Origin of the sequence: Streptomyces sp. NPDC051555 (assembly GCF_044454405.1) — a bacterium.
GTDB lineage: Bacteria > Actinomycetota > Actinomycetes > Streptomycetales > Streptomycetaceae > Streptomyces.
On record NZ_JBITDP010000017.1, the window covers coordinates 101,036 to 118,939 of the forward strand.

A 17,904-nucleotide genomic window follows, 5' to 3' on the forward strand; every position below is an offset into this window, starting at 1 on the left:
CGGCCGGTGTCGTCGACGAGGAAGGGCAAGAAGATCGAAGCGGTGTGGTCGGGAGCAGGGGTGCCGTCGGGAGCCGAGGGGCGGCCGGGAGCCGAGGTGTGGTCCGGGACCTGGGTCGCGGACCGGCTGGGCGTCGCCCTGGAAGCGGCGCAGGCCCCGGCCGGTCCCGGCGCCCCGGACGCCCCGGCTCCGGGGCCCCGGCTCGAAGAGCTGCTCGGGCTGGCGCTGCGCCGCAACCCCAAGCGGGCGCACCTGCTCGTGTCCCAGGTGCTCGGCAAGCACGTCCCGCAGTCCCCGGCGGTCGTCCACGGCGCCGGCTACGGGATGGGGCTGCGGGTGCGCGAGCTGCTGGGTGACGCGGCCGCCTCCGCCGTGGTGCTCGGGTACGCCGAGACCGCGACCGGGCTCGGCCACAGCGTCGCCGACGGCCTCGGGGCGGCCCCCTACCTGCACTCCACCCGCCGCCCGGTGCGGGGCGTCGCGCCCGCCGGGGGGTTCGAGGAGGCCCACTCGCACGCCACCTCGCACCTGCTGCTGCCGCAGGACCCGCGGCTGCTGGCGGGCACCGGTCCGCTGGTGCTGGTCGACGACGAGTTCTCCACCGGCAACACCGTCCTGAACACCATCCGTGACCTGCACGAACGCCACCCCCGCGGCCACTACGTCGTGGTCGCCCTGGTGGACATGCGCTCGGCGGCCGACCACGCCCGGCTCACCGCCTTCGCGGACGGACTCGGCGCCCGGGTGGACCTGATCGCCCTGGCGAGCGGCACCGTACGGCTTCCGGAAGGGGTTCTGGAGCGGGGCACGCGGCTGGTCGAGGAGTACGAGTCCCGCACCGCCGACGCGGCCCCGGCTGCCCCCGCGGCCCCCGTCGCCCCCGCGGACCGGATCCGCCTCGACTGGCCCGCCGGGCTCCCCGACGGGGGTCGGCACGGCTTCACGCCCGCCCACCGGGCCCGGCTGGAGGCGGCCCTGCCCGCCCTCGGGGCGCAGCTCGCCCGCGCCCTGGGCGAGCGCCCCGGTCGGGGTCCTGGTCCGGGTCCGGGTCGCGTTCTCGTACTCGGCAACGAAGAGCTGATGTACGCACCGCTGCGGCTCGCCCTGGCCCTGGAGGAGACCGGCGCCGCCGCCGAGGTGCGCTTCTCCACCACCACCCGCTCGCCCGTCCTGGCCGTCGACGACCCCGGCTACGCGATCCGCACCCGGCTGGTCTTCCCCGCCCATGACGACCCGGCCGACGGGCCCGGCGAGCGCTACGCCTACAACGTCGCCGCCGGCACCGCCGGAGCGCGCTTCGACACCGTGGTCGTGGTCGTGGACTCGGTCGGCGACACCCCGGCCCTGCACACCCCGGACGGCCTCCTGGCCCGCCTCGCCCCGCACACCGACCGGGTCGCGCTGGCCGTCGTACCGTCCTACGCGCCCGTACCGGCCCACGCGGCCGGGCCCGCCCCCGTATCCGACGACCGGCGGGAGCCGATCATGCTGCCCGAGCCCCTGCGCGGACCCGCGTTCTCCTCCTACCCGGCCGAGGACGTCGGCTGGCTGCTCCAGGACCTCTCGGACCTGGAGCTGGAGGCGCCCACCGAGGAGCGCGAGGAAGCCATCCAGGCGGGCGGCGCGCACTACGCCGAGTCCCTGCCCGTCGAGTACCAGCCCAGCCCGCAGTACCAGGAGCTGTACCGGAGCGCGCTGAGCGCCTCCGCCGCCCGCATCGCGCGCGCGGTCGGCACGGTCACCGAGACGGTCCTCGCCGAGCGGTCCCCGCGCCCCGTACTGGTCTCGCTGGCCCGCGCGGGCACCCCGGTCGGGGTCCTCATGCGCCGCTGGGCGCAGCACCGGCACGGCCTGGACCTGCCGCACTACACCGTCTCCATCGTGCGCGGCCGGGGCATCGACGCCAACGCCCTGCGCTGGCTGGCCGCCCACCACGACCCGGCCGACGTCGTCTTCGTCGACGGCTGGACCGGCAAGGGCGCCATCACCCGCGAACTCAAGGCGGCCCTCGACGCCCACCGCGAGGAGACGGGCGGCCCCGGCTTCGACCCGGAGATCGTCGTCCTCGCCGACCCCGGCGGCTGCGTGTCGACGTACGGCACCCGCGAGGACTTCCTGATCCCCTCCGCCTGCCTCAACTCGACCGTCTCCGGGCTCATATCCCGGACCGTGCTGCGCTCCGACCTGGTCGGCCCGGACGACTTCCACGGCGCGAAGTTCTACCGCGAGCTGGCCGGGGCCGACGTCTCCGTCGACTTCGTCGACACCGTCGCCGCCCGCTTCGACGAGGTCGCCGACGCGGTCGACGCCGAGGTCAAGGAGCTGTTGGCCGCGGACCGTTCGCCGACCTGGGAGGGTTGGGCGGCGGTGGAACGGATCAGCGAGGAGTACGGCATCCACGACGTGAACCTGGTCAAGCCGGGCGTCGGCGAGACCACCCGGGTGCTGCTGCGCCGCGTGCCGTGGAAGATCCTGGCCCGGCGCGGCGCCGGAGCCGACCTCGACCACGTGCGCCTGCTGGCCGAGCAGCGCGGGGTACCGGTCGAAGAGGCCGACGGGCTGCCCTACACCTGCGTAGGACTCATCCACCCCCGCTTCACACGTGGCGCCACGGGCGCCGACGGAAAGGCCGTGTCCTCCAAGTGACCGTTCTGGTAGCCAGTGATCTCGACCGTACGCTCATCTACTCGGCGGCCGCCCTCGGGCTGACCATGCCGGACCCGGTGGCCCCCCGGCTACTGTGCGTGGAGGTGCACGAGAGCCGTCCGCTGTCCTTCATGACGGAGACGGCGGCCGCGCTGCTCGCCGAACTCACCGCCGACTCCCGCGTGGTGTTCGTCCCGACCACCACGCGCACGCGCAAGCAGTACCAGCGCATCCGCTTCCCCGGACGGCCCGCGCCCTACGCGATCTGCGCCAACGGCGGGCAGCTGCTGGTCGACGGCGCGCCCGACCGGGACTGGCGGCGCCAGGTCGGCAAGCGGCTCGCGCAGGAGTGCGCGCCGCTGGAAGAGGTGCACGGACACCTGCTGGACACCGCCGATCCGCTGTGGCTGCGCAAGGCCCGGGTCGCGGAGGACCTCTTCGCCTACCTGGTGGTGGAGCGGGACCTGGTGCCCGAGGAGTGGCTGAAGGCGCTGACCGAGTGGGCGGGGACGCGCGGATGGACCGTCTCGCTCCAGGGCCGCAAGATCTACGCCGTCCCGCGCCCGCTGACCAAGAGCGCGGCGATGCGGGAGGTGGCCCGGCGCACCGGCGCCACGCACACGCTGGCCGCCGGGGACTCGCTGCTGGACGCGGACCTGCTGGAAGCGGCGGACGAGGGGTGGCGCCCGGGCCACGGCGAGCTGGCCGACGCGCGGTGGCACGCCCCGCACGTGCGCGCGCTGACCACCGAAGGAGTCGTGGCGGGTGAGGAGATTGTCCGTCAGTTCGGCCGCGCGGTGGGCAGACTGAGCGCATGAGCAAAGGCAACAGCACCAAGATCACCGATGAGTTGTACGCGTACGTGCTCGCCCACAACCCGCCGCTGGACGAGGTCCAGCGCGGGCTGGTCGTCACCACGGCCGAGAAGTTCCCGGACGACGCCGGAATGCAGTCGGCCGAGGAGCAGGGGCCGCTGCTGGCCTTCCTCGTCCGACTGACCGGCGCCCGTCACATCGTGGAGGTCGGCACCTTCACCGGGTTCTCGTCCCTGTCGATGGCCCAGGCGCTGCCCGCGGACGGCCGGCTGATCGCCTGCGACGTCTCCGAGGAGTGGACGGCGTACGGGCGCGAGGCCTGGGCCGCCGCCGGGGTCGCGGACCGCGTCGACCTGCGGATCGGGCCCGCCCTGGACACGCTGCGGGCGATGCCGTTCGAGGAGCACATCGACCTCGCGTACCTCGACGCCGACAAGCAGAGCCAGATCTCCTACTGGGAGGAGCTGGTCCCGCGGCTGCGTCCGGGCGGCCTGATCGTCACCGACAACACCCTCTTCCACGGCACGGTGCTGGACGAGCACGCGACGGGCTCGGCGGCCGGGGTCCGCGCCTTCAACGAGCACGTGGTGGCGGACAAGCGGATGGAGTCCGTGATGCTCGGCATCTCGGACGGCCTGACGCTGTCGCGCAAGCGGGCCTGAGGGCGGTCGGCGGGGCGGCCGGTCTCTTGGCCGACCGCCCCCAGCCGCACGCGTCGCTCAGCCGCAGCCTCCGCCGCCGCAGCAACCGCCTCCGCCTCCGCCGCCCGCGCGTACGGGCGCGGGGGCGGAGCTGGTGCCGCCCACGGCGACGGCCGACAGCAGCTTGACGGTGTCGCCGTGTCCGGCGGGGCAGCTCGCGGGCGCGGCGGACTCGGCCATGGGCCGGCTGACCTCGAAGACGTCCTCGCAGGTCCGGCAGCGGTACTCGTAACGGGGCATGCGCACAGGCTAAGCGCTCCGGGGCGCCCCCGGGGAGACCGGGACGAAGGCCCGTGCCCGGTCCTCCCTGGCCGCCTGCTCGGGGTGGCGGGCGCGCCAGTACGGATTGTCGTGCGGCAGGGCGCTGCCCACCCGCCCGTACATCCCGAACCACATCAGCATCACGCCGACGACGAAGCTGAAGAGCACGTTCTGGATCCGGAAGGCCAGGAAGTTCAGGCCGGTGTCCAGCAGCGCGAGATTGACGAACCCGCTCGCGATGAACAGCAGGCCCAGCATGATGTTGAGGGTGGAGGCGAAGCTGCCGCCGATCACCATCCCGAGCACGAGCAGTGCGCCGATGCAGATCGACAGGATGCTCAGCGTGCCGTTGGTGTTCAGGGCGAGGACCGTGTCCCCGCGGGTGTCGAAGAACCCGATCCGGTTGATGAGCCCCAGGATCCCGAAGACGATCAGCAACAGCCCGGTCAGCCCGGCGCCGACGCGGTAGACCTTGCTGAGCTTGTGGTCGGCGGGCAGGTGCTCGTCCAGCTGGGCGTTGACGGGATTGAGCAGCCGGCGCGCCAGCCCGGGGGAGCCCTGTGGGCCGTGGGACGCATAGGGCTCGTGGGCCACGTACGGCGCGTAGTGCTCGTGGGCCTCGTGGCACCCGTAGAGCGCATGGGGCGCGTAGGTCTCATGCGGACCGGGGGGCGCGGGGGATGCAGGGGACGCAGGGGTCACCTGGGACTTGCGGGGCCTGTGGAAACTGTGGGCGGCCATGACGCCCTCCTCTGCTCCGGCTGCTCTGCTCCGGCTCTGCTCCGTTGCGGCACCTTCCAGCATCCGCCGATGCCCACCGCCGGACAACCGGGCCGGGGCCTCAGGCGGTGCCGCGCCGCCCCCGCATCTCGTGGACGACCCCGGCCACGGCCGCCCGTACGCCCTCCATCTCCTGGAGGAAGTGCCAGTAGTCGGGATGCCGCCCCTCCAGCCCGGCCAGCGCCCGCTCCACCCGCGCCACCGCCTCGTCCAGCGGCCGCGCGTGCCGCGGATCGGGCACGCTGCGCCCCTCCATCGCCAGCCGCTGCGCGTCCCGGATCGCGAACCGGGTCCGCTGGACCTCGCCCTCCGGATCCTTGGCCACCGCCTCCAGCCGGGTCAGCCGGTCCTGGGCGGTCGACACGGCCTCGTCCACCGCGTCGAACAGCTCGCGGACGGTCGTGATCAGCGCGCTGGCGTCCTCCCACCGCTGCTCCTGCCGGGCCTGGCCCGCCTCCGTCAGCCGCTGCTCCGCCTGTCGTACGGAGGCCAGCGCCTGCTCCGGTACGTGCTGCAGGTCCTGCCAACAGTCGGCACTGAACCGGCGCCGCAGCTCGCTCAGGACCGGATCCACCCGGTCCGCACGGTTGCGCAACGCCTGCGCCCGGGTCCGCAGGCTCGCCAGCCGGCGGTCCATCTCCGCAGCCCGCTCCGGCAGCCGCTCGGCCTCCGCCCGCACCGCCTCCGCGTCCCGCAGGATCCGGTCGGCGCGCTGCACCGTGGCGGGCACCCCGTGCTGCGCGGCGCCCTGGTTCAGCATGGTCAACTCCGGGCCGAGCGCCGCGAGCCGCGCGGCCAGATCGTCGGCGCGCAGGCCACCGGCCCGTACGGCGTCCAGCGCGTTGGCCGCCGCGAGCAGCGCGGCCTTGGCCCGCTCCCGGGCGGGCGCGACCCGCGCCAGCTGCGACTCGGCGTTGTCCAACAGCGGCCGCAGCCCCTGGTCGAACCGCTCCAGCTCGCCCTTGACCCGCACCAGCTCGTCCCGGGCCCGCTCCAGCTCCCGCTTGGCGCGCGCGGCCACAGCGCCGTCGAGGTCGTCCCGGTCGAGGTCGTGCGCGTCGACGGCCTCGATGTAGACCTGACTGACCTCGTCGATCCGCCGGCCCAGCTCCGCGAACCCCTCGACGGCCCGCCGCCCGGCCAGAGATCCGTCCGCGGCCGTGATCGTCTCTATCGAGATCCGCAGATCCCGCTGAGCGGTGTCCAGCTCGTAGAACGCGGAGGCGGCCGCGTCCTTGGCGGCCTGTGCCTCCGCCCGCCGGCTCTCGTCCCGCCCACCGAACCACCGCCGGGAAGCCGTCGTCACAATCCCTCTCCCGTACCGCGTCCAACCGCGTCCACCATGCCCTCGCCCATTCTCCCCCACGGGATCGCGTTTGCGTCCGGGGTCCGCCCGCCATGTAGGCTGTCCACTCATCCAAGGGTGCGTAGCTCAGGGGTAGAGCGCTGCTCTTACAAAGCAGATGTCGGCGGTTCGAAACCGTCCGCGCCCACCGCGTTGACCTCGAACGAGGTGAAGGAAAGCCCAGGTCAGAGCCACATCGACCCGGGCTTTCCGTGCATCTAGTGCACCTTGACTACGCGTCAGTGCAGTCTCGCTACGTTCTGACGCAGCACTACTACGGGGCCGGGACCCCCAAATTCCCCCCAAGGGATCTCGTTGTCTTTGCAGCTCAGAGCCCCAATGACGGTGGCCCCCCTCCGCGTACTGGAGGGGGGCCACCTTTGCCGCAGATGCCTGACGCCGCCCTGCCGCGCTGACGGTGGGGCCCGCGCCGCTGCATCCACGGCGGCCTGTGTGCCGATCAAGTGATCGGCCGTGATCACGAAAAGCGGGATATATCCCGCAGACAAAACGATCTTGAGGTCTGAATGTCTAGTAGGTGCAACCCGCTACACCGCCTTGGATCCTGCAAGCCCGCATCGACCTGGGTAACCGGATCCGCGACGCCCGGCTGGCGGCTGATCTGACACAAGACAAGCTTGCCGAGTTGGCCGGAGTCGATCGGACAACCCTGCAGAAGACCGAGGCTGGCAAGACGGATCCCAAGTTCTCACTCCTGCTCCGCCTCGCTCGCGTCCTGCACCTCCCGGCAAGAGACCTCATGCCGTAGCACTCTGTCGTATGCCCAATTTCGGCCATGCGAACGGAATCCAGTCTGCCTGTCCTGTGAAACTTTCAACAGTGTGTAAATGGATATATGCAGACGGATACTTCACGTCGGGCGCCAGCCTGTCTCAACGGTCACGCTCTAGTGGTGACTTGGCTGCTGGCAAGTCGAACATACGCGCGAACATTTGTGGCAGCGAACGCCCGTTCACGTGGCCGGATTCCCGCCTCCCCCGCCGCCGCAGGAGAGGCGGGGGTCTATGGGGCAGCGCTGGCCAGGCTGAGATTGCCCAGGGCGGTGGACCACTCCACCTGCTTCGCGCTTCGGACGTAGGCCAGCCGGGCCACGCGAGGGGCGCCGGACGCGAAGCCCGTCGGCTCCTCGACGACCGCGGCCAGGGTGCCGGTCTGGCCGCTGGCGATGTCGTAGACGGTCTGGCCGATCCAGGGGTGGGTCACGTGGCCGAACGTGTCGCTGGGCTGAGGGGTGCGCGGTGTCACGGAGTTCTCCCGGTTCGCTCACTACGGCGTGTGCTCAGGGATAGCCTTTCGCTCACGGACCGTCAGGCCTAGGTGCTGCGTGTCCGCTCCCGTCCGCAGCTCTGCGGACACCGCGGACAGCGGAGGTCCCTCGTGCCTGAATCTTTCGGCGATGCCTTACGGCGCTTGCGCGGCAGCCGGTCAGTGCGGGATGTCGCCCGCCTCGCTGCCTGCGGGAAAACGCACGTCAGCGACTTGGAGACGGGCAAGCGGCAGCCGACGACCGTGATCGCTGCGGCCCTCGACCAGGCCCTCGGCGCGGGCGGTGAGCTGATCGCCCTGGCGGATGTTCGCCCCGGCTCGTCGCCACTGGATCAGGCGGACGCGCTCCAGCAGGGCCTGCACCAGACCCTGGCCGCGGGGCCGCTGACGGACGCGTCTCTGGATGAGTGGGAGTACACGGTCGGCCGGCACGGGCGGGCGACCCGGTATCGGCCGGAGGGTGAGCTGCTGCCGGAGCTGCTGGCCGACTTCACGGATCTACGCCTCGTCTTGACGCATCGGCATCCGGCGCCCGCGCGGAAGCGCCTGACGGTCGCGGTGGCGCAGATGTCGGGACTCATGGCGCTCACCTTGCTGAAGCTGGGCGACAGTCGCTCGCGGGCGTGGTGGCGTACCGGCCGGGCTGCGGCTGCCGCGGCCGATGACCGGACGACCTTGGCGTGGATTTACGCACAGGAGGCCTATCAGCTGTACTACGGCGGTGACCTCGAGGGTGCGGTGGAGCTGGCCGCGCGGGCCCAGCAGCTGGCCGGGGGTCTGCCGTGCGTGGGTCCGGCGCTGGCCGCGCCGCTCGAGGCGCGGGCGCTTGCGGTCCTGCGGCAGCGGGACGGTGCGGTCGAGGCCCTGTCTCGCGCGGAGGTGGCGTTGGAGCGGCTGCCGGAGACGGAGCGGATTGGGTCGGCCTTCGGGTACTCGGAGTCGCAGCTGCGTTTCCACGCTGGGAACGCCTGGACGCACTTGGAGGACGTCGAGCGTGCCGCGGAGCAGCAGGAGCGCGCCCTCGAGCTGTACCCGCGGCGGGATCACACCGACCGGGCGTTGATCGCGCTCGACCAGGCCATAGGGTCCGCGATCCGTGGTGACGTCGCGGGAGCCGCGGTCCGCGCGACGACGACGATCGTGGATCTGCCGGAGGAGCACCGGTCCGCTCTGATCATCTACCGGGCGCGGGAGGTGGCGGCTAGGGTGCCCGAGGCACGGACGGTGCCGGAGGTGCGGGTGTTGCGCGAGATCCTGGCGCTGCCCCCTGGCGAGAGGGACAGCAGTGCTGATCGAGCAGGCCACCGAGCAGGACGTTGACGTCATCTCCGTGATCCTCGGCGAGATCGAGGCGTACTACGGCGGGGAACCGGCGCCCGGGAATCCGGCGCAGATCCGGGCCGCGCTCTTTGGTGTCCGGCCCGCGGCGACGGTGCTCCTGGCCCGCGACGGCGAGCAGGTGCTGGGCCTCGCCTCGTACTCGCTGCTGTGGCCGGCGGCTGGTGCGGACACCAGCCTGTACCTGAAGGAGCTGTACGTCCGGAAGGCGGCTCGCCGCCGCGGTGTGGCGGGCGCCTTCATGGAGCAGCTCAAGGTCGAGGCGGCTGCGACCGGCTGCTCGCGGGTGGAATGGACGGCAGACCGCGACAACCCGCCCGCGCTCGAGTTCTACAAGGCGCTGGGCGCCGAGCCCCGCGACGGGAAGGTCTTTTACCGGCTCGAGCAGTAGCTCTGTGGGTGCTGCCCGCTAGCCTGTGCGACATGATCCCTGATGCTGTCGCCGAGGACCGCGCGGCCGAGCTGAACGAGGCGATCCGGGCCCTCGTCGCGGCGGGGCGGGCCGGCACGGACGAGTACGCCGCGCTCCTCGCCGAGTGGCTGCGGGCCACTGTCGTACCCGCCGCCTAAGCTCCGCCCGTGGCAGATATCGAACTCACCGACGAACTCATCCAGCTTCAGCGCGCGGCCAACGAGGCCCGGGAGACGGCAACGGCCGGCACGTACAGCGTGGAGGCGTGGCAGCCGTGGCATGACGCTGTCGACGCGTCCCAGGCTGCCATCACCGCGCACGCCGCGGCGACCGGGCAGAACCGGTACGAGGTGGAGATGGCGACGAAGAAGGCGGCCCGCGAGGTCGAGGCCTGACAGTGCTCCGCCCCGCCGGTCGCTGTCCCCTATATGGGGTCCGGTGGGGCGGTGTCGCACGGCTGCAGCCAGCAGCAGTCCCGCGTGCTCAGGATGCTCGCGGATGATGCCCTCATTGTCGGTGACGGCACTGACAGCGGCCCGATTCCCGAGATGCCGCGTGGACCGGCAGCCTGCAGGCTGGAGGTATGGACCACGCCCCGATCGTCGTGCACCGGATCAGCCCGTCGGGCGGCCGCAGGGTGACCATCCGCGTGCAGGGCCACGACACGATCCTCGGCGTCGCCTATGGGGATGCGGACGTGATCGAGTTCCTGCGGCGGATCGAGGTCCCGGACCCGGACGACCTGGTCCTCGGAGACAGCGTGGCCATCGAATGGCAGGGCGACGCGCCGCACACGTATGAAGCCGAGACCGGACCGCCTCCGGCCGACCTGCCCTGACGGCGCGCGGCAACCCTCCCGTGGGGAGCCGGGAGGGCGCTGGGCCCGGGATGGTCCGGAGCCACACCATACGCACGGAGATCCGCAGGCCGGTAGGCATATGACAGAGCAAGATTCCGGATAGCAGAAAGCCCGCCCCCGCTTATGTCAAGGACGGGCGTCAGGCCCTTCGGCGGGATTCGAACCCGCGACCACTCTTTCCGTAACCCCGAGGGCGTTACCCCGCGGGGCGGTGCACCGAGCACTCTGCCGCTGAGTTACGAAGGACGCCGCCCAGTGTGGCACGGGGCGCCGACAGGCGTCAGGGGTTGCCCTCCAGTTGAACGTGTACCCGAACCTCGTCGTCGAACTGGTCTGGCATGAACCAGACCACCTCGACAACGCGTCCCGTCCTCTCGCCACCGGCGATGATCTCGCCTACGCGGGGCGGCGCCGTCAGGTCGAGCTCCCACGTACCGTCGATGATGACCTTCACGGCGCCTCCTTCGGCTGGCTTCAGTGTGGCAGGGCGGTCAGACGCGGGTGAGGACGATCTGCCCGTCCTCGGTGAGCCGGCGCCAGAACGTCCCCTCGGACTCGTGCGCCAGCGCGGTCGCCTCGACCGGATCCGCTGACTCCAGCAGCAGCGTCCAGTCGGCGTCGGACGGGTGGGCCTTCGTCGTGCCGTACACGCGGTACATCGGGTCTCCCTCCAGTCGGTAACGCATAACGGTCCCCTAAGGGCTGGTCAGAGCCCGATGTCGTCGCTCGCGGCATCGACCCAGCGGTCGGCCTCCTGGATGTACCCCCAGAACACCGGGCTGTTGGCGGCGTGGCCGGACTGGGCGCGGATCTTTTCCTCGCGCTTCCCGGCCTTGCGGGAGGTGGTGATGAACCCTGACCGCATGGAGTGGCCGGTGAGCCGGACGGCGACTCCGGCGCGTTCGGCGCTGCGTGAGATGACCTCTTGGCAGCCGGACGGGGAGAGGCTCTCGGAGCCGAGGTGTCCGTGGATGCTGACGGGCCGGAACGCGGGGCCGCTGGTGATCCCGGCAGCGGCCTTCCAGGCGAGCCAGGCGCGGACGGGGCACGTGTCGGGGTTCCTGCCCTTGGCGACAACGACGTCTCGGGGCGGGCGTCCCTTGACGCTGGGGACGTGGACGTCGAGACCCTCGCTGACGTGCTTGATGCCCTCGACCCGGAGGGCGGAGACTTCGGCGGAGCGGCCGGCGATCCCGAACGCCACGAGCCAGAGCGCGCGGTCGCGGAGTCCAGCGAGTCCAGCGGGGGCGGCGGCGTGCATCTGGCGGAGCTGTTCGGGGGTGGCGGCGGGCGCCTTGCCGCGGCCGCGGGCGATGCGGTCGGGGTCGAGCTTGAGCGGCTTGAGCGCTTTCCGCGCGGCGACGGTGGCGTCCTTGGAGACCGCGACGCCCAGCGAGCGGGCGGTGACCGTGACTCCGGTGATCCGCCGGTCGATGCTGGCGGGTGCTGCGATCTTCACCGTGTCGAGCCAGATGACGAACCCGACGAGCGTCCCCTTGGTGACGTCGGTGAGCGCCAGTGGGTGGCCGGTGCGTTCGGCGAGCCACCTGTGGAACTCGGCCCAGAGGTTCCAGTCGTTCTCGTAGCCGCGTTTGGTGTTGTGGGGGCGGATGGCGTCGAGGTGCTCCTCGGCCGCTTGTTCCATGGCGGCGAGGACGGCGAGGGTCGCCGGGTCGTAGGCGGCGGGTGCGGCAGACGGCGGCACCGTCTGCCGTACAGGGAGGGCGTGGTCGTGGTTCACGAGGCGAGGGCCACAGGGAACTTCGGGTGTGTAGCGTAGGGGAGCGCCATCTCCCGCAGGGTCTGCTGGATGAAGTGAGTGAGGCGCGGCATGCCTGCCATGAGTTCCTCTTGGCAGCGGATCAGGGTGCGCCGCTTGGCTTCAATCTCAGCGAGGACGCGGGTCGGGTCGTGACGCGCGATGTGAAGCGCGTTGACTCCGTCGCCGGGGTCAACCTGCCAGTCCGGCCCCGTGCAGTCGTCGGCGATGGCGGCCTCTTCGTCGAGGCAGATCCGCAGGAAGTTGATCAGCTCTTCGGTCATGCTCAATTGTACCAATTCTGGGCGCCGATATGGCATCTTATCGCTGGTGCAGGCCAGTTGACGGCACAGCAAAATGCCCCCTCCCGGCCGGGAGGGGGCTGCTCGCACTCCAGTTCTCACACGTCGCTGCGCTCAAGGACGCGGGCTGCGCGGGCGGACATCGGTCTCGGATTCGGCGGCTCCCCGCCGGACTTGCGGATGTAGGCGACGAGGTCCCGGATCCGGATTAGGGCCCAGGCGATGGCCTCGTCGTTCTCGGCGAGGCGCTCCTGCTGCGCGGCCACTTTCGTTTCGCCCTGCTCGACGCGCCGCTCCAGTCTCTCGATCGCGCGCCCCTGCTGGTCGTTGATGGCGGCCTGCTGCTGGCTGACAGCGGTGAAGTCGTCCCGCCGGTCCTGCTTCGGCGTCCTCCGTGCCGCCCGCACAGCCCACACGCCGCTGGCGCCTGTCACAGCCGACACGCCTATCGAGGCCCACGTCTCAGCATTCATACGGAGGATCCGCTCTCTTGCGGCGGGACGGCTCGGGCCACCCCGCAACCACCAGGACGGGCACGGTGATGACCGTCCATACCGCTGCCGCCACCCAGCCGCGGGGGTAGCCCCCGGAGAGCCAGGCCACCAGGTACGTCGCTGTCCACGGGACGACGATGAGCACGAGGGCAAGGAAGGCAGCGGCGTCTCGGCCCGGCGGAGCCCATGCGCACACCAAGGCGACGACGCCGGCGGCGATCCAGCACCACGCCCAGGCGTCGAGCGGCATCATCCGCAGCAGCAAGGCGAGGCCGCGCTGGTCGACTTGCGGCGTGACGAGCTGGGCGTAGCCGTACAGCAGCCAGACGAGTCCGTAGGAGGTGAGAATCGCACCGCGGCGGCCCAGCCTTCGGCTCAGCCGCCGGACCGCACGGCACCGCATCTACACGCCCGTGAGTGGGGCGCGCTGGACTGCCGCCGCCGGTACCGGTGCGGTGATCTGTGTCCGGTCCCACATGGCGACGACCGCGGCGGCTGCGGCGAGGACGACGGCCTGCTGCTCGGCGGACCAGTTGAGGCCGAAGCCGACTGCGAGGGCGAGGGCGGCCTGGGCGAAGCCGAGGACGGCGGCGCCGATCGCGTCGTGCGCCATGACGGCGAGGGCCAGGCCGACGAGGGCCGCGGCGACTGCATTGATGACGGCCTGCTGGTCGGCAGAGACGTCGAGGCCGAATGCGGCGAGGAGCTTGACGCCGATGGCGACGAGGCCGAGCCAGAGCGCCGGCTCCCGATTGAAGATCTTCATGAGTGTTCCGTTCCCGCGGTCAGGGCTGAAGGGTGGTCTCGAGGAGGTAGGCGACGGGGCAGTCGCCGGTGTCGGTCGCGCCCGCCTTGACCCGGCCGACGGAGACCTTCTCGTCGCCGTCCTGGATGTAGATCGCGGCCCGGCCGCCGGTGGAAGTGACCTTGAGTTCGCTGACCCGCCAGATCGAGTTGCCCCAGATCGCGACGCGGAGGGTGGCGTCGCCGAAGTCGGTGGCGAAACTCACGTACACCCGGCCCCAGCGCAGCGTGCCCCCGTTCTGTGGCGGCAGGGGGATCATGGTGGCGTTGGCCTTGTTGTCCGCCAGGAATCCGGGCTTGACCTCGCCGATGACGACTGCCATCTACCTCACCTCTTCGTCGAGTCGCCGCCGGTCGGCGGACGTTGGGTTGTTGGGAGCTGGCACGCTGCCCGCGGAGAGAAGGGCTCCCCGGTCGATAGCGCCGGGGTCCCAGTGATCGTTTCCGGGTATGTTGCAGTGCCCGTAGTGGCCGCCCTTGGTCGTCCAGGTGGCCAGGGAGCGGGACACGTCGTCGCTGCCCGACTTGGACAGCGCCCCCGCAGGCCACGCGTCAGGGACTCCCCACGAGCGGAGTGCCCGCAGAAGCGCTGCGAAGTTCTTGCCGGGCTTCCAGTAGCCGGTGAACGGAGTGCCGGCCCGGGCCATGACCTCGATCTGAATGCAGACGAGGCCGGTCCGGTTGGTGCGGGTGCTGCCCGCGTTGGCCAGCGCCTTGGCTGACTGGTTGAGCGGGCCGAACTGGCCGAGCTGGTCCGTCTTGGGGTCGTACAGCAGGTGCGGCTCGTAGTTCTCCGACATGAGGTAGTTGGCTGTGTCGTGGAACGCCGCGTTGGTTCCGGAGCTGCCCTCGGTGGTGTGCCAGACGGCGCGGGGCGGCAGGGTGGGGGTGTCCATGGCGCCTGCGCCTGCGATGTTGCCATCGCCGAGGCGTTCGGCTTCGGGGATCCAGATCTCGCCCATGCTGGGCCTTTCATCAAAGAGCCCCCGACGGCGGGTTCGGGGGCTGAGGTCAAGTGGTGAGCGTGGTGTCGCCGCCGCCCGGGCCGGGGTCCTCGGGCTGCTCGGGGATGTCGGGGATCTCGGGCGGCACCTGTACGGACATGGGCTGTGGCAGCTCGGGGACGGGCAGGCTGCGGGCGCCGGGCGGCTCTTCGGGCGTGGACACGGGTCCCCCTAGGCCTGGATCTCGGATGCGGCGATGACCTCGCAGCGGACGGTGCCGGTGCCGGCCGTCCGGCGGGCCTGGACGCGGAGGTCGACGGTGCCGCCGTAGTCGCCAGGCAGTACGAAGGGGCCGATCGTGGCGGTAGTCGCCAGGAACGAGGTCGTTGTCACTGATCCGGGCACCACGGTCCCGTTGGCCGTGACCTGAATCTCGCCGGTTGCTGCCGCGGTGTCGTTCGTGTGGGCGATCACCAGGTAGGCCGACGCCTGCTGCCGCCGGATCGTTGCCTGGTGCAGGTCGGCGAATGTCGCCGACGAAGTGCCGGCCCAGTCGAGGTAGTAGGAGCGGCCGAACGGGATCGGGATGTGCGGTCCGGCGAGGCCGCCGCTCACGGGGTCGTCGCCCACGATGGCCTTGCCGTTCCGGTCGTAGATCGTGAGGGACTGCGTGTCCGATCCCGACACCGACGGGACCGCGGCGACGGTCAGGGCGAGGGTCCCGTCCTCGCGGTGCATCCGCACCCCGTACTGGGTTGACCCGTCCAGGTGTGTGTCGGGTACGGGGCCGGCCTCGACGAGGACGACCCCGTCCGGGGTGTAGACCCGCAGGGTCCCGATCCGCGCGGTCGAGCGGGCAGCCCGTAGCTCTTTGATGTCCCGCCGCAGGTCTTGGACGGCTTTCCAGAGGCCGGCGAGTCCGGACGGCAGCTGGTCGGCGGGGATCACGATTCCTCCAGGAGGATCGGCGAGATCTTGTTCGCGGCCGCGTCGAGGTCCCAGCCGTAGGCGCGCGCGACGAGCTCGGTACCGAGCGGGTGCCGGGGCGAGGATTCGACGAGGAGCCGGACGCTGTCGCCGAGCGCCCAGTCGGTGCCGAGCCGCGGGGCCGCGGACGCGACGGCGTCCACTGTCCATGCCCGGGCGCCGGAACGCAGCAGGGCCAGGGTGGCCTGCGCGTGGGCGTTGAGCTGGTCCACGTCGGTGATGCCGGTGCCGGGGCTGTAGCGGTGGATCCAGCGGATCCAGCCTGCGGCGATCAGGTCGTCGGCGGTCTGGACGTCGGAGGTGATGCGGGTGTCGCCTTCGCCCTCGCCGGTCGCGATGACGACGGTGGCGCCCTTGCCCTGCTCGTAGGACTCGGTCAACTTGTAGGTGGCCACGCAGCCTGGCAGGTCGAAGACGCTTTCGGGAGTGCTGGTGACGGTGCCGATATGGGGGCGGATCCGCAGGACGTGCTGGACGCGGGTCTGTGCCGCGTCCGCCCACACGGTGTCGATGGTCCACTCGGGGGCGCCCGCCATCGCGGTGATGGTCTGGATCGTGGAGAGGATCGACTTGTCGTCGGTGTCGGCGAGGTCGTAGTCGATGAGCAGCCCGGACGCCGTCGTGTCGAAGATCATCGGCAGGCCCGTTGATGCCGCGGGCGCCGCCAGATCGGCCATCACCGAGGAGGCGTCCGTGCCTGTTGCCGTGTAGGTGCCGGGGTATCGGCGGTCGAGGTAGCCCTCCGGGGAGCATGCGCTGAGGTGGATGGAGTCCTCGGACCCGCCCTCGCGGACGAGGGTGATCCCCGCCCATATAGGTAGCCCGGTCAGGGTGTCCACGGCCATGAGGAGGGTGCGGCCCGGGTCGGTGGCCGACTCCCAGTCCGGAGTGATGTCTCCTAGGTGCAGGTCCATTTGGCTGCTGGTGACCGCGCCCAGGCGCCGCGACAGCTGCCCGGCCGTCAGGCTCGGGAGTTCCTCCGCGACCCTGCCGGACGCCAGATCGCAGGCCAGCCAGGTGAGTTCGTAGGCTGCGGCCATCAGGAGATCCGGGTGACCTTCACGTAGGAGCCGCTCCGGACGATGGTGCCGACCGCGCCGGACACGATCTGGGCCCAGCGGAAGGTGAGCGATCCAGCAGACCCGGCAGTGATCAAGATGCCGCGGACCGTCATCGTCGCGATCTCGCTGTTGGATCCGGCGACGCGCCCACCCGCCTGGTAGCCGAGGTCGCCGAGGATCTGTCCGTCGATCGGAAGGTTGTCCGCGGCGGCCCCGGTCTCGAAGCCCAGCAAGTTGTGGCCGACCCACTGCATGCTGGAGGAAGCGGGCCCGGACCAGCCGAGCTTGAGGTCGCGGTCCGCGTCGGCGGAGTAGAGGATCAGCGCCTCCACCTCGTAGACGGCGTTTGCCAAGACGGCCACCGTCAGGTGCGGGTCGGCGGAGTAGGCAGTCGTGGACGCGCGGGTCGTGTCCGCCGTCTTGCGGGCATAGATCGACTTACCGATCGTCGTCGCACCGGCCGAGTCCAGCAGGACCGCCTTCGTCGTGCCGTCGGCCTTGAAGTACCAGAATGTCTCGGTGTCCGTGTAGTACATGATCTGCCCAGGTCCGCCGGTGGATGGGGCCGTCGCCGTCGTGCATGGCAGGACGCCGCCCGGAGCCACCGTGTACGGGCGGACCGCGGTAGACACGGAAGGGGAGCCGCCGCCGGACGCGGGGACGGAGATCGTGGCGAGGGGGAGGTAGATCTCCGTGGCGCCCGGCGTCGGGGCAACCGGCGATCCGGACGCGGTGCCCTGGAGGTAGACGACGTCAGCCTTCAGGAGTCCGCTCGAGTCCACGGACGTGTCCCACACCCGCAGGTACACCAGGTCGATCCTGGCAAAGGTCGCGTGCGCCGCCGCGACTGACCCCGGCGAGGTAGACGTACTCAAATAGGCGCGATAGAGGCCCTGTCCGGACCGGTGCAGGGAGGCCACTCCGGCAGAGACGTTGATCACCGATCCGGCGAGGGTCGTCGTCAGCCCCGGGTCGCCCGGGCGGACGCCCGCGCGGGAGCCGAGCGCCGAGCCATTGCCCATGACCAGCAGCGAGTCCATCCTGCGGAGCTCGTCCTCGGCGTAGGAGATCGTCGGGAGCCACAGGGGGTCGGTAGGCATGGAGGCTCC

Annotated in this window: 26 protein-coding genes, 1 tRNA gene and 1 pseudogene; 10 read left to right on the forward strand and 18 right to left on the reverse strand. The window is 71.2% G+C overall.

What is annotated here, in order from left to right:
• Positions 1–60 precede the first annotated feature (60 nt).
• Genes ACIBEA_RS29600 through ACIBEA_RS29610 form a run of 3 tightly spaced genes read left to right on the forward strand, consistent with a single transcriptional unit; the run spans position 61 to position 4,123 of the window.
• Positions 61–2,646, forward strand: coding sequence for a phosphoribosyltransferase (locus ACIBEA_RS29600; RefSeq protein WP_399266325.1), 2,586 nt, complete (start codon positions 61–63; stop codon positions 2,644–2,646).
• On the forward strand, positions 2,643–3,464 hold the full coding sequence (locus ACIBEA_RS29605) for an HAD family hydrolase (protein WP_399266054.1): 822 nt from the start codon (positions 2,643–2,645) through the stop codon (positions 3,462–3,464). Before ACIBEA_RS29600 ends, ACIBEA_RS29605 begins: the two co-directional genes overlap by 4 nt.
• On the forward strand, positions 3,461–4,123 hold the full coding sequence (locus tag ACIBEA_RS29610) for an O-methyltransferase (RefSeq protein WP_399266056.1): 663 nt from the start codon (positions 3,461–3,463) through the stop codon (positions 4,121–4,123). The genes ACIBEA_RS29605 and ACIBEA_RS29610 overlap by 4 nt, the downstream gene beginning before the upstream one ends.
• A 57-nt stretch (positions 4,124–4,180) precedes the next feature.
• On the opposite strand, the gene ACIBEA_RS29615 is transcribed toward ACIBEA_RS29610, so the two are convergent.
• The 3 genes from ACIBEA_RS29615 to ACIBEA_RS29625 all read right to left on the reverse strand — a co-directional run bounded on the left by ACIBEA_RS29615 (position 4,181) and on the right by ACIBEA_RS29625 (position 6,509).
• Positions 4,181–4,402, reverse strand: a complete 222-nt coding sequence (locus ACIBEA_RS29615) for a zinc ribbon domain-containing protein (RefSeq protein ID WP_354381856.1) — start codon at positions 4,400–4,402, stop codon at positions 4,181–4,183.
• Positions 4,403–4,411: 9 nt separating this feature from the next.
• Positions 4,412–5,164, reverse strand: coding sequence for a DUF4383 domain-containing protein (locus ACIBEA_RS29620; RefSeq protein WP_399266058.1), 753 nt, complete (start codon positions 5,162–5,164; stop codon positions 4,412–4,414).
• Positions 5,165–5,264: 100 nt separating this feature from the next.
• Positions 5,265–6,509, reverse strand: coding sequence for a hypothetical protein (locus ACIBEA_RS29625; RefSeq protein ID WP_399266060.1), 1,245 nt, complete (start codon positions 6,507–6,509; stop codon positions 5,265–5,267).
• A gap of 115 nt (positions 6,510–6,624) precedes the next feature.
• Between ACIBEA_RS29625 and ACIBEA_RS29630 the strand changes: the two genes are divergently transcribed.
• Both ACIBEA_RS29630 and ACIBEA_RS29635 read left to right on the forward strand, forming a co-directional pair.
• Positions 6,625–6,696, forward strand: a tRNA-Val gene (locus tag ACIBEA_RS29630).
• A 390-nt stretch (positions 6,697–7,086) separates the two neighbouring features.
• Positions 7,087–7,317, forward strand: coding sequence for a helix-turn-helix transcriptional regulator (locus tag ACIBEA_RS29635; RefSeq protein WP_399266062.1), 231 nt, complete (start codon positions 7,087–7,089; stop codon positions 7,315–7,317).
• A gap of 254 nt (positions 7,318–7,571) precedes the next feature.
• Here ACIBEA_RS29635 and ACIBEA_RS29640 read toward each other — a convergent pair whose 3' ends face one another.
• Positions 7,572–7,772, reverse strand: a complete 201-nt coding sequence (locus ACIBEA_RS29640) for a hypothetical protein (protein WP_399266064.1) — start codon at positions 7,770–7,772, stop codon at positions 7,572–7,574.
• A gap of 225 nt (positions 7,773–7,997) precedes the next feature.
• On the opposite strand from ACIBEA_RS29640, the gene ACIBEA_RS29645 reads away from it, so the two are divergent.
• The 5 genes from ACIBEA_RS29645 to ACIBEA_RS29665 all read left to right on the forward strand — a co-directional run bounded on the left by ACIBEA_RS29645 (position 7,998) and on the right by ACIBEA_RS29665 (position 10,423).
• On the forward strand, positions 7,998–9,155 hold the full coding sequence (locus ACIBEA_RS29645; RefSeq protein WP_399266327.1) for a helix-turn-helix domain-containing protein: 1,158 nt from the start codon (positions 7,998–8,000) through the stop codon (positions 9,153–9,155).
• Positions 9,121–9,564, forward strand: a complete 444-nt coding sequence (locus tag ACIBEA_RS29650) for a GNAT family N-acetyltransferase (RefSeq protein WP_399266066.1) — start codon at positions 9,121–9,123, stop codon at positions 9,562–9,564. The genes ACIBEA_RS29645 and ACIBEA_RS29650 overlap by 35 nt, the downstream gene beginning before the upstream one ends.
• Before the next feature lie 32 nt (positions 9,565–9,596).
• Complete coding sequence (locus tag ACIBEA_RS29655) at positions 9,597–9,743, forward strand: hypothetical protein (protein WP_399266068.1); 147 nt, start codon at positions 9,597–9,599, stop codon at positions 9,741–9,743.
• 9 nt (positions 9,744–9,752) lie between these two features.
• Positions 9,753–9,980 carry a hypothetical protein gene (locus ACIBEA_RS29660; protein ID WP_399266070.1) on the forward strand — a complete coding sequence of 76 codons (228 nt, stop codon included), beginning with the start codon at positions 9,753–9,755 and terminating at the stop codon, positions 9,978–9,980.
• 188 nt (positions 9,981–10,168) lie between these two features.
• A complete protein-coding gene (locus ACIBEA_RS29665) occupies positions 10,169–10,423 on the forward strand; it encodes a hypothetical protein (protein ID WP_399266072.1) in 255 nt (84 codons plus the stop codon).
• A gap of 164 nt (positions 10,424–10,587) precedes the next feature.
• Here ACIBEA_RS29665 and ACIBEA_RS29670 read toward each other — a convergent pair.
• The 14 genes and pseudogenes from ACIBEA_RS29670 to ACIBEA_RS29735 form a co-directional block, all read right to left on the reverse strand.
• Positions 10,588–10,690: pseudogene (locus ACIBEA_RS29670) on the reverse strand.
• Positions 10,691–10,724: 34 nt separating this feature from the next.
• Entirely contained in the window at positions 10,725–10,898 is a 174-nt protein-coding gene (locus ACIBEA_RS29675; protein WP_399266074.1) for a hypothetical protein, read from the reverse strand.
• A gap of 37 nt (positions 10,899–10,935) precedes the next feature.
• Complete coding sequence (locus ACIBEA_RS29680) at positions 10,936–11,103, reverse strand: hypothetical protein (RefSeq protein ID WP_399266076.1); 168 nt, start codon at positions 11,101–11,103, stop codon at positions 10,936–10,938.
• Between the two features lie 47 nt (positions 11,104–11,150).
• Positions 11,151–12,185, reverse strand: a complete 1,035-nt coding sequence (locus ACIBEA_RS29685) for a hypothetical protein (RefSeq protein ID WP_399266078.1) — start codon at positions 12,183–12,185, stop codon at positions 11,151–11,153.
• Positions 12,182–12,487 (reverse strand): DUF6221 family protein, encoded by a 306-nt coding sequence (locus ACIBEA_RS29690; protein WP_399266080.1) that lies wholly within the window; start codon positions 12,485–12,487, stop codon positions 12,182–12,184. The genes ACIBEA_RS29685 and ACIBEA_RS29690 overlap by 4 nt, the downstream gene beginning before the upstream one ends.
• A 116-nt stretch (positions 12,488–12,603) precedes the next feature.
• A complete protein-coding gene (locus ACIBEA_RS29695) occupies positions 12,604–12,921 on the reverse strand; it encodes a hypothetical protein (protein WP_399266082.1) in 318 nt (105 codons plus the stop codon).
• A 46-nt stretch (positions 12,922–12,967) separates the two neighbouring features.
• The gene (locus tag ACIBEA_RS29700; RefSeq protein ID WP_399266084.1) at positions 12,968–13,402 is read right to left on the reverse strand and encodes a hypothetical protein; all 435 of its coding nucleotides are present in this window, start codon (positions 13,400–13,402) and stop codon (positions 12,968–12,970) included.
• The gene (locus ACIBEA_RS29705; protein ID WP_399266086.1) at positions 13,403–13,765 is read right to left on the reverse strand and encodes a hypothetical protein; all 363 of its coding nucleotides are present in this window, start codon (positions 13,763–13,765) and stop codon (positions 13,403–13,405) included.
• 19 nt (positions 13,766–13,784) lie between these two features.
• On the reverse strand, positions 13,785–14,126 hold the full coding sequence (locus tag ACIBEA_RS29710; protein WP_399266088.1) for a hypothetical protein: 342 nt from the start codon (positions 14,124–14,126) through the stop codon (positions 13,785–13,787).
• Positions 14,127–14,765, reverse strand: a complete 639-nt coding sequence (locus tag ACIBEA_RS29715) for a hypothetical protein (RefSeq protein WP_399266090.1) — start codon at positions 14,763–14,765, stop codon at positions 14,127–14,129.
• A 49-nt stretch (positions 14,766–14,814) separates the two neighbouring features.
• Positions 14,815–14,970 carry a hypothetical protein gene (locus tag ACIBEA_RS29720; protein ID WP_399266092.1) on the reverse strand — a complete coding sequence of 52 codons (156 nt, stop codon included), beginning with the start codon at positions 14,968–14,970 and terminating at the stop codon, positions 14,815–14,817.
• 8 nt (positions 14,971–14,978) lie between these two features.
• The gene (locus ACIBEA_RS29725; protein ID WP_399266094.1) at positions 14,979–15,695 is read right to left on the reverse strand and encodes a hypothetical protein; all 717 of its coding nucleotides are present in this window, start codon (positions 15,693–15,695) and stop codon (positions 14,979–14,981) included.
• Complete coding sequence (locus ACIBEA_RS29730) at positions 15,692–16,774, reverse strand: hypothetical protein (RefSeq protein WP_399266096.1); 1,083 nt, start codon at positions 16,772–16,774, stop codon at positions 15,692–15,694. Before ACIBEA_RS29730 ends, ACIBEA_RS29725 begins: the two co-directional genes overlap by 4 nt.
• The gene (locus ACIBEA_RS29735; RefSeq protein ID WP_399266097.1) at positions 16,774–17,895 is read right to left on the reverse strand and encodes a hypothetical protein; all 1,122 of its coding nucleotides are present in this window, start codon (positions 17,893–17,895) and stop codon (positions 16,774–16,776) included. The genes ACIBEA_RS29730 and ACIBEA_RS29735 overlap by 1 nt, the downstream gene beginning before the upstream one ends.
• Between the last annotated feature and the right edge of the window lie 9 nt (positions 17,896–17,904).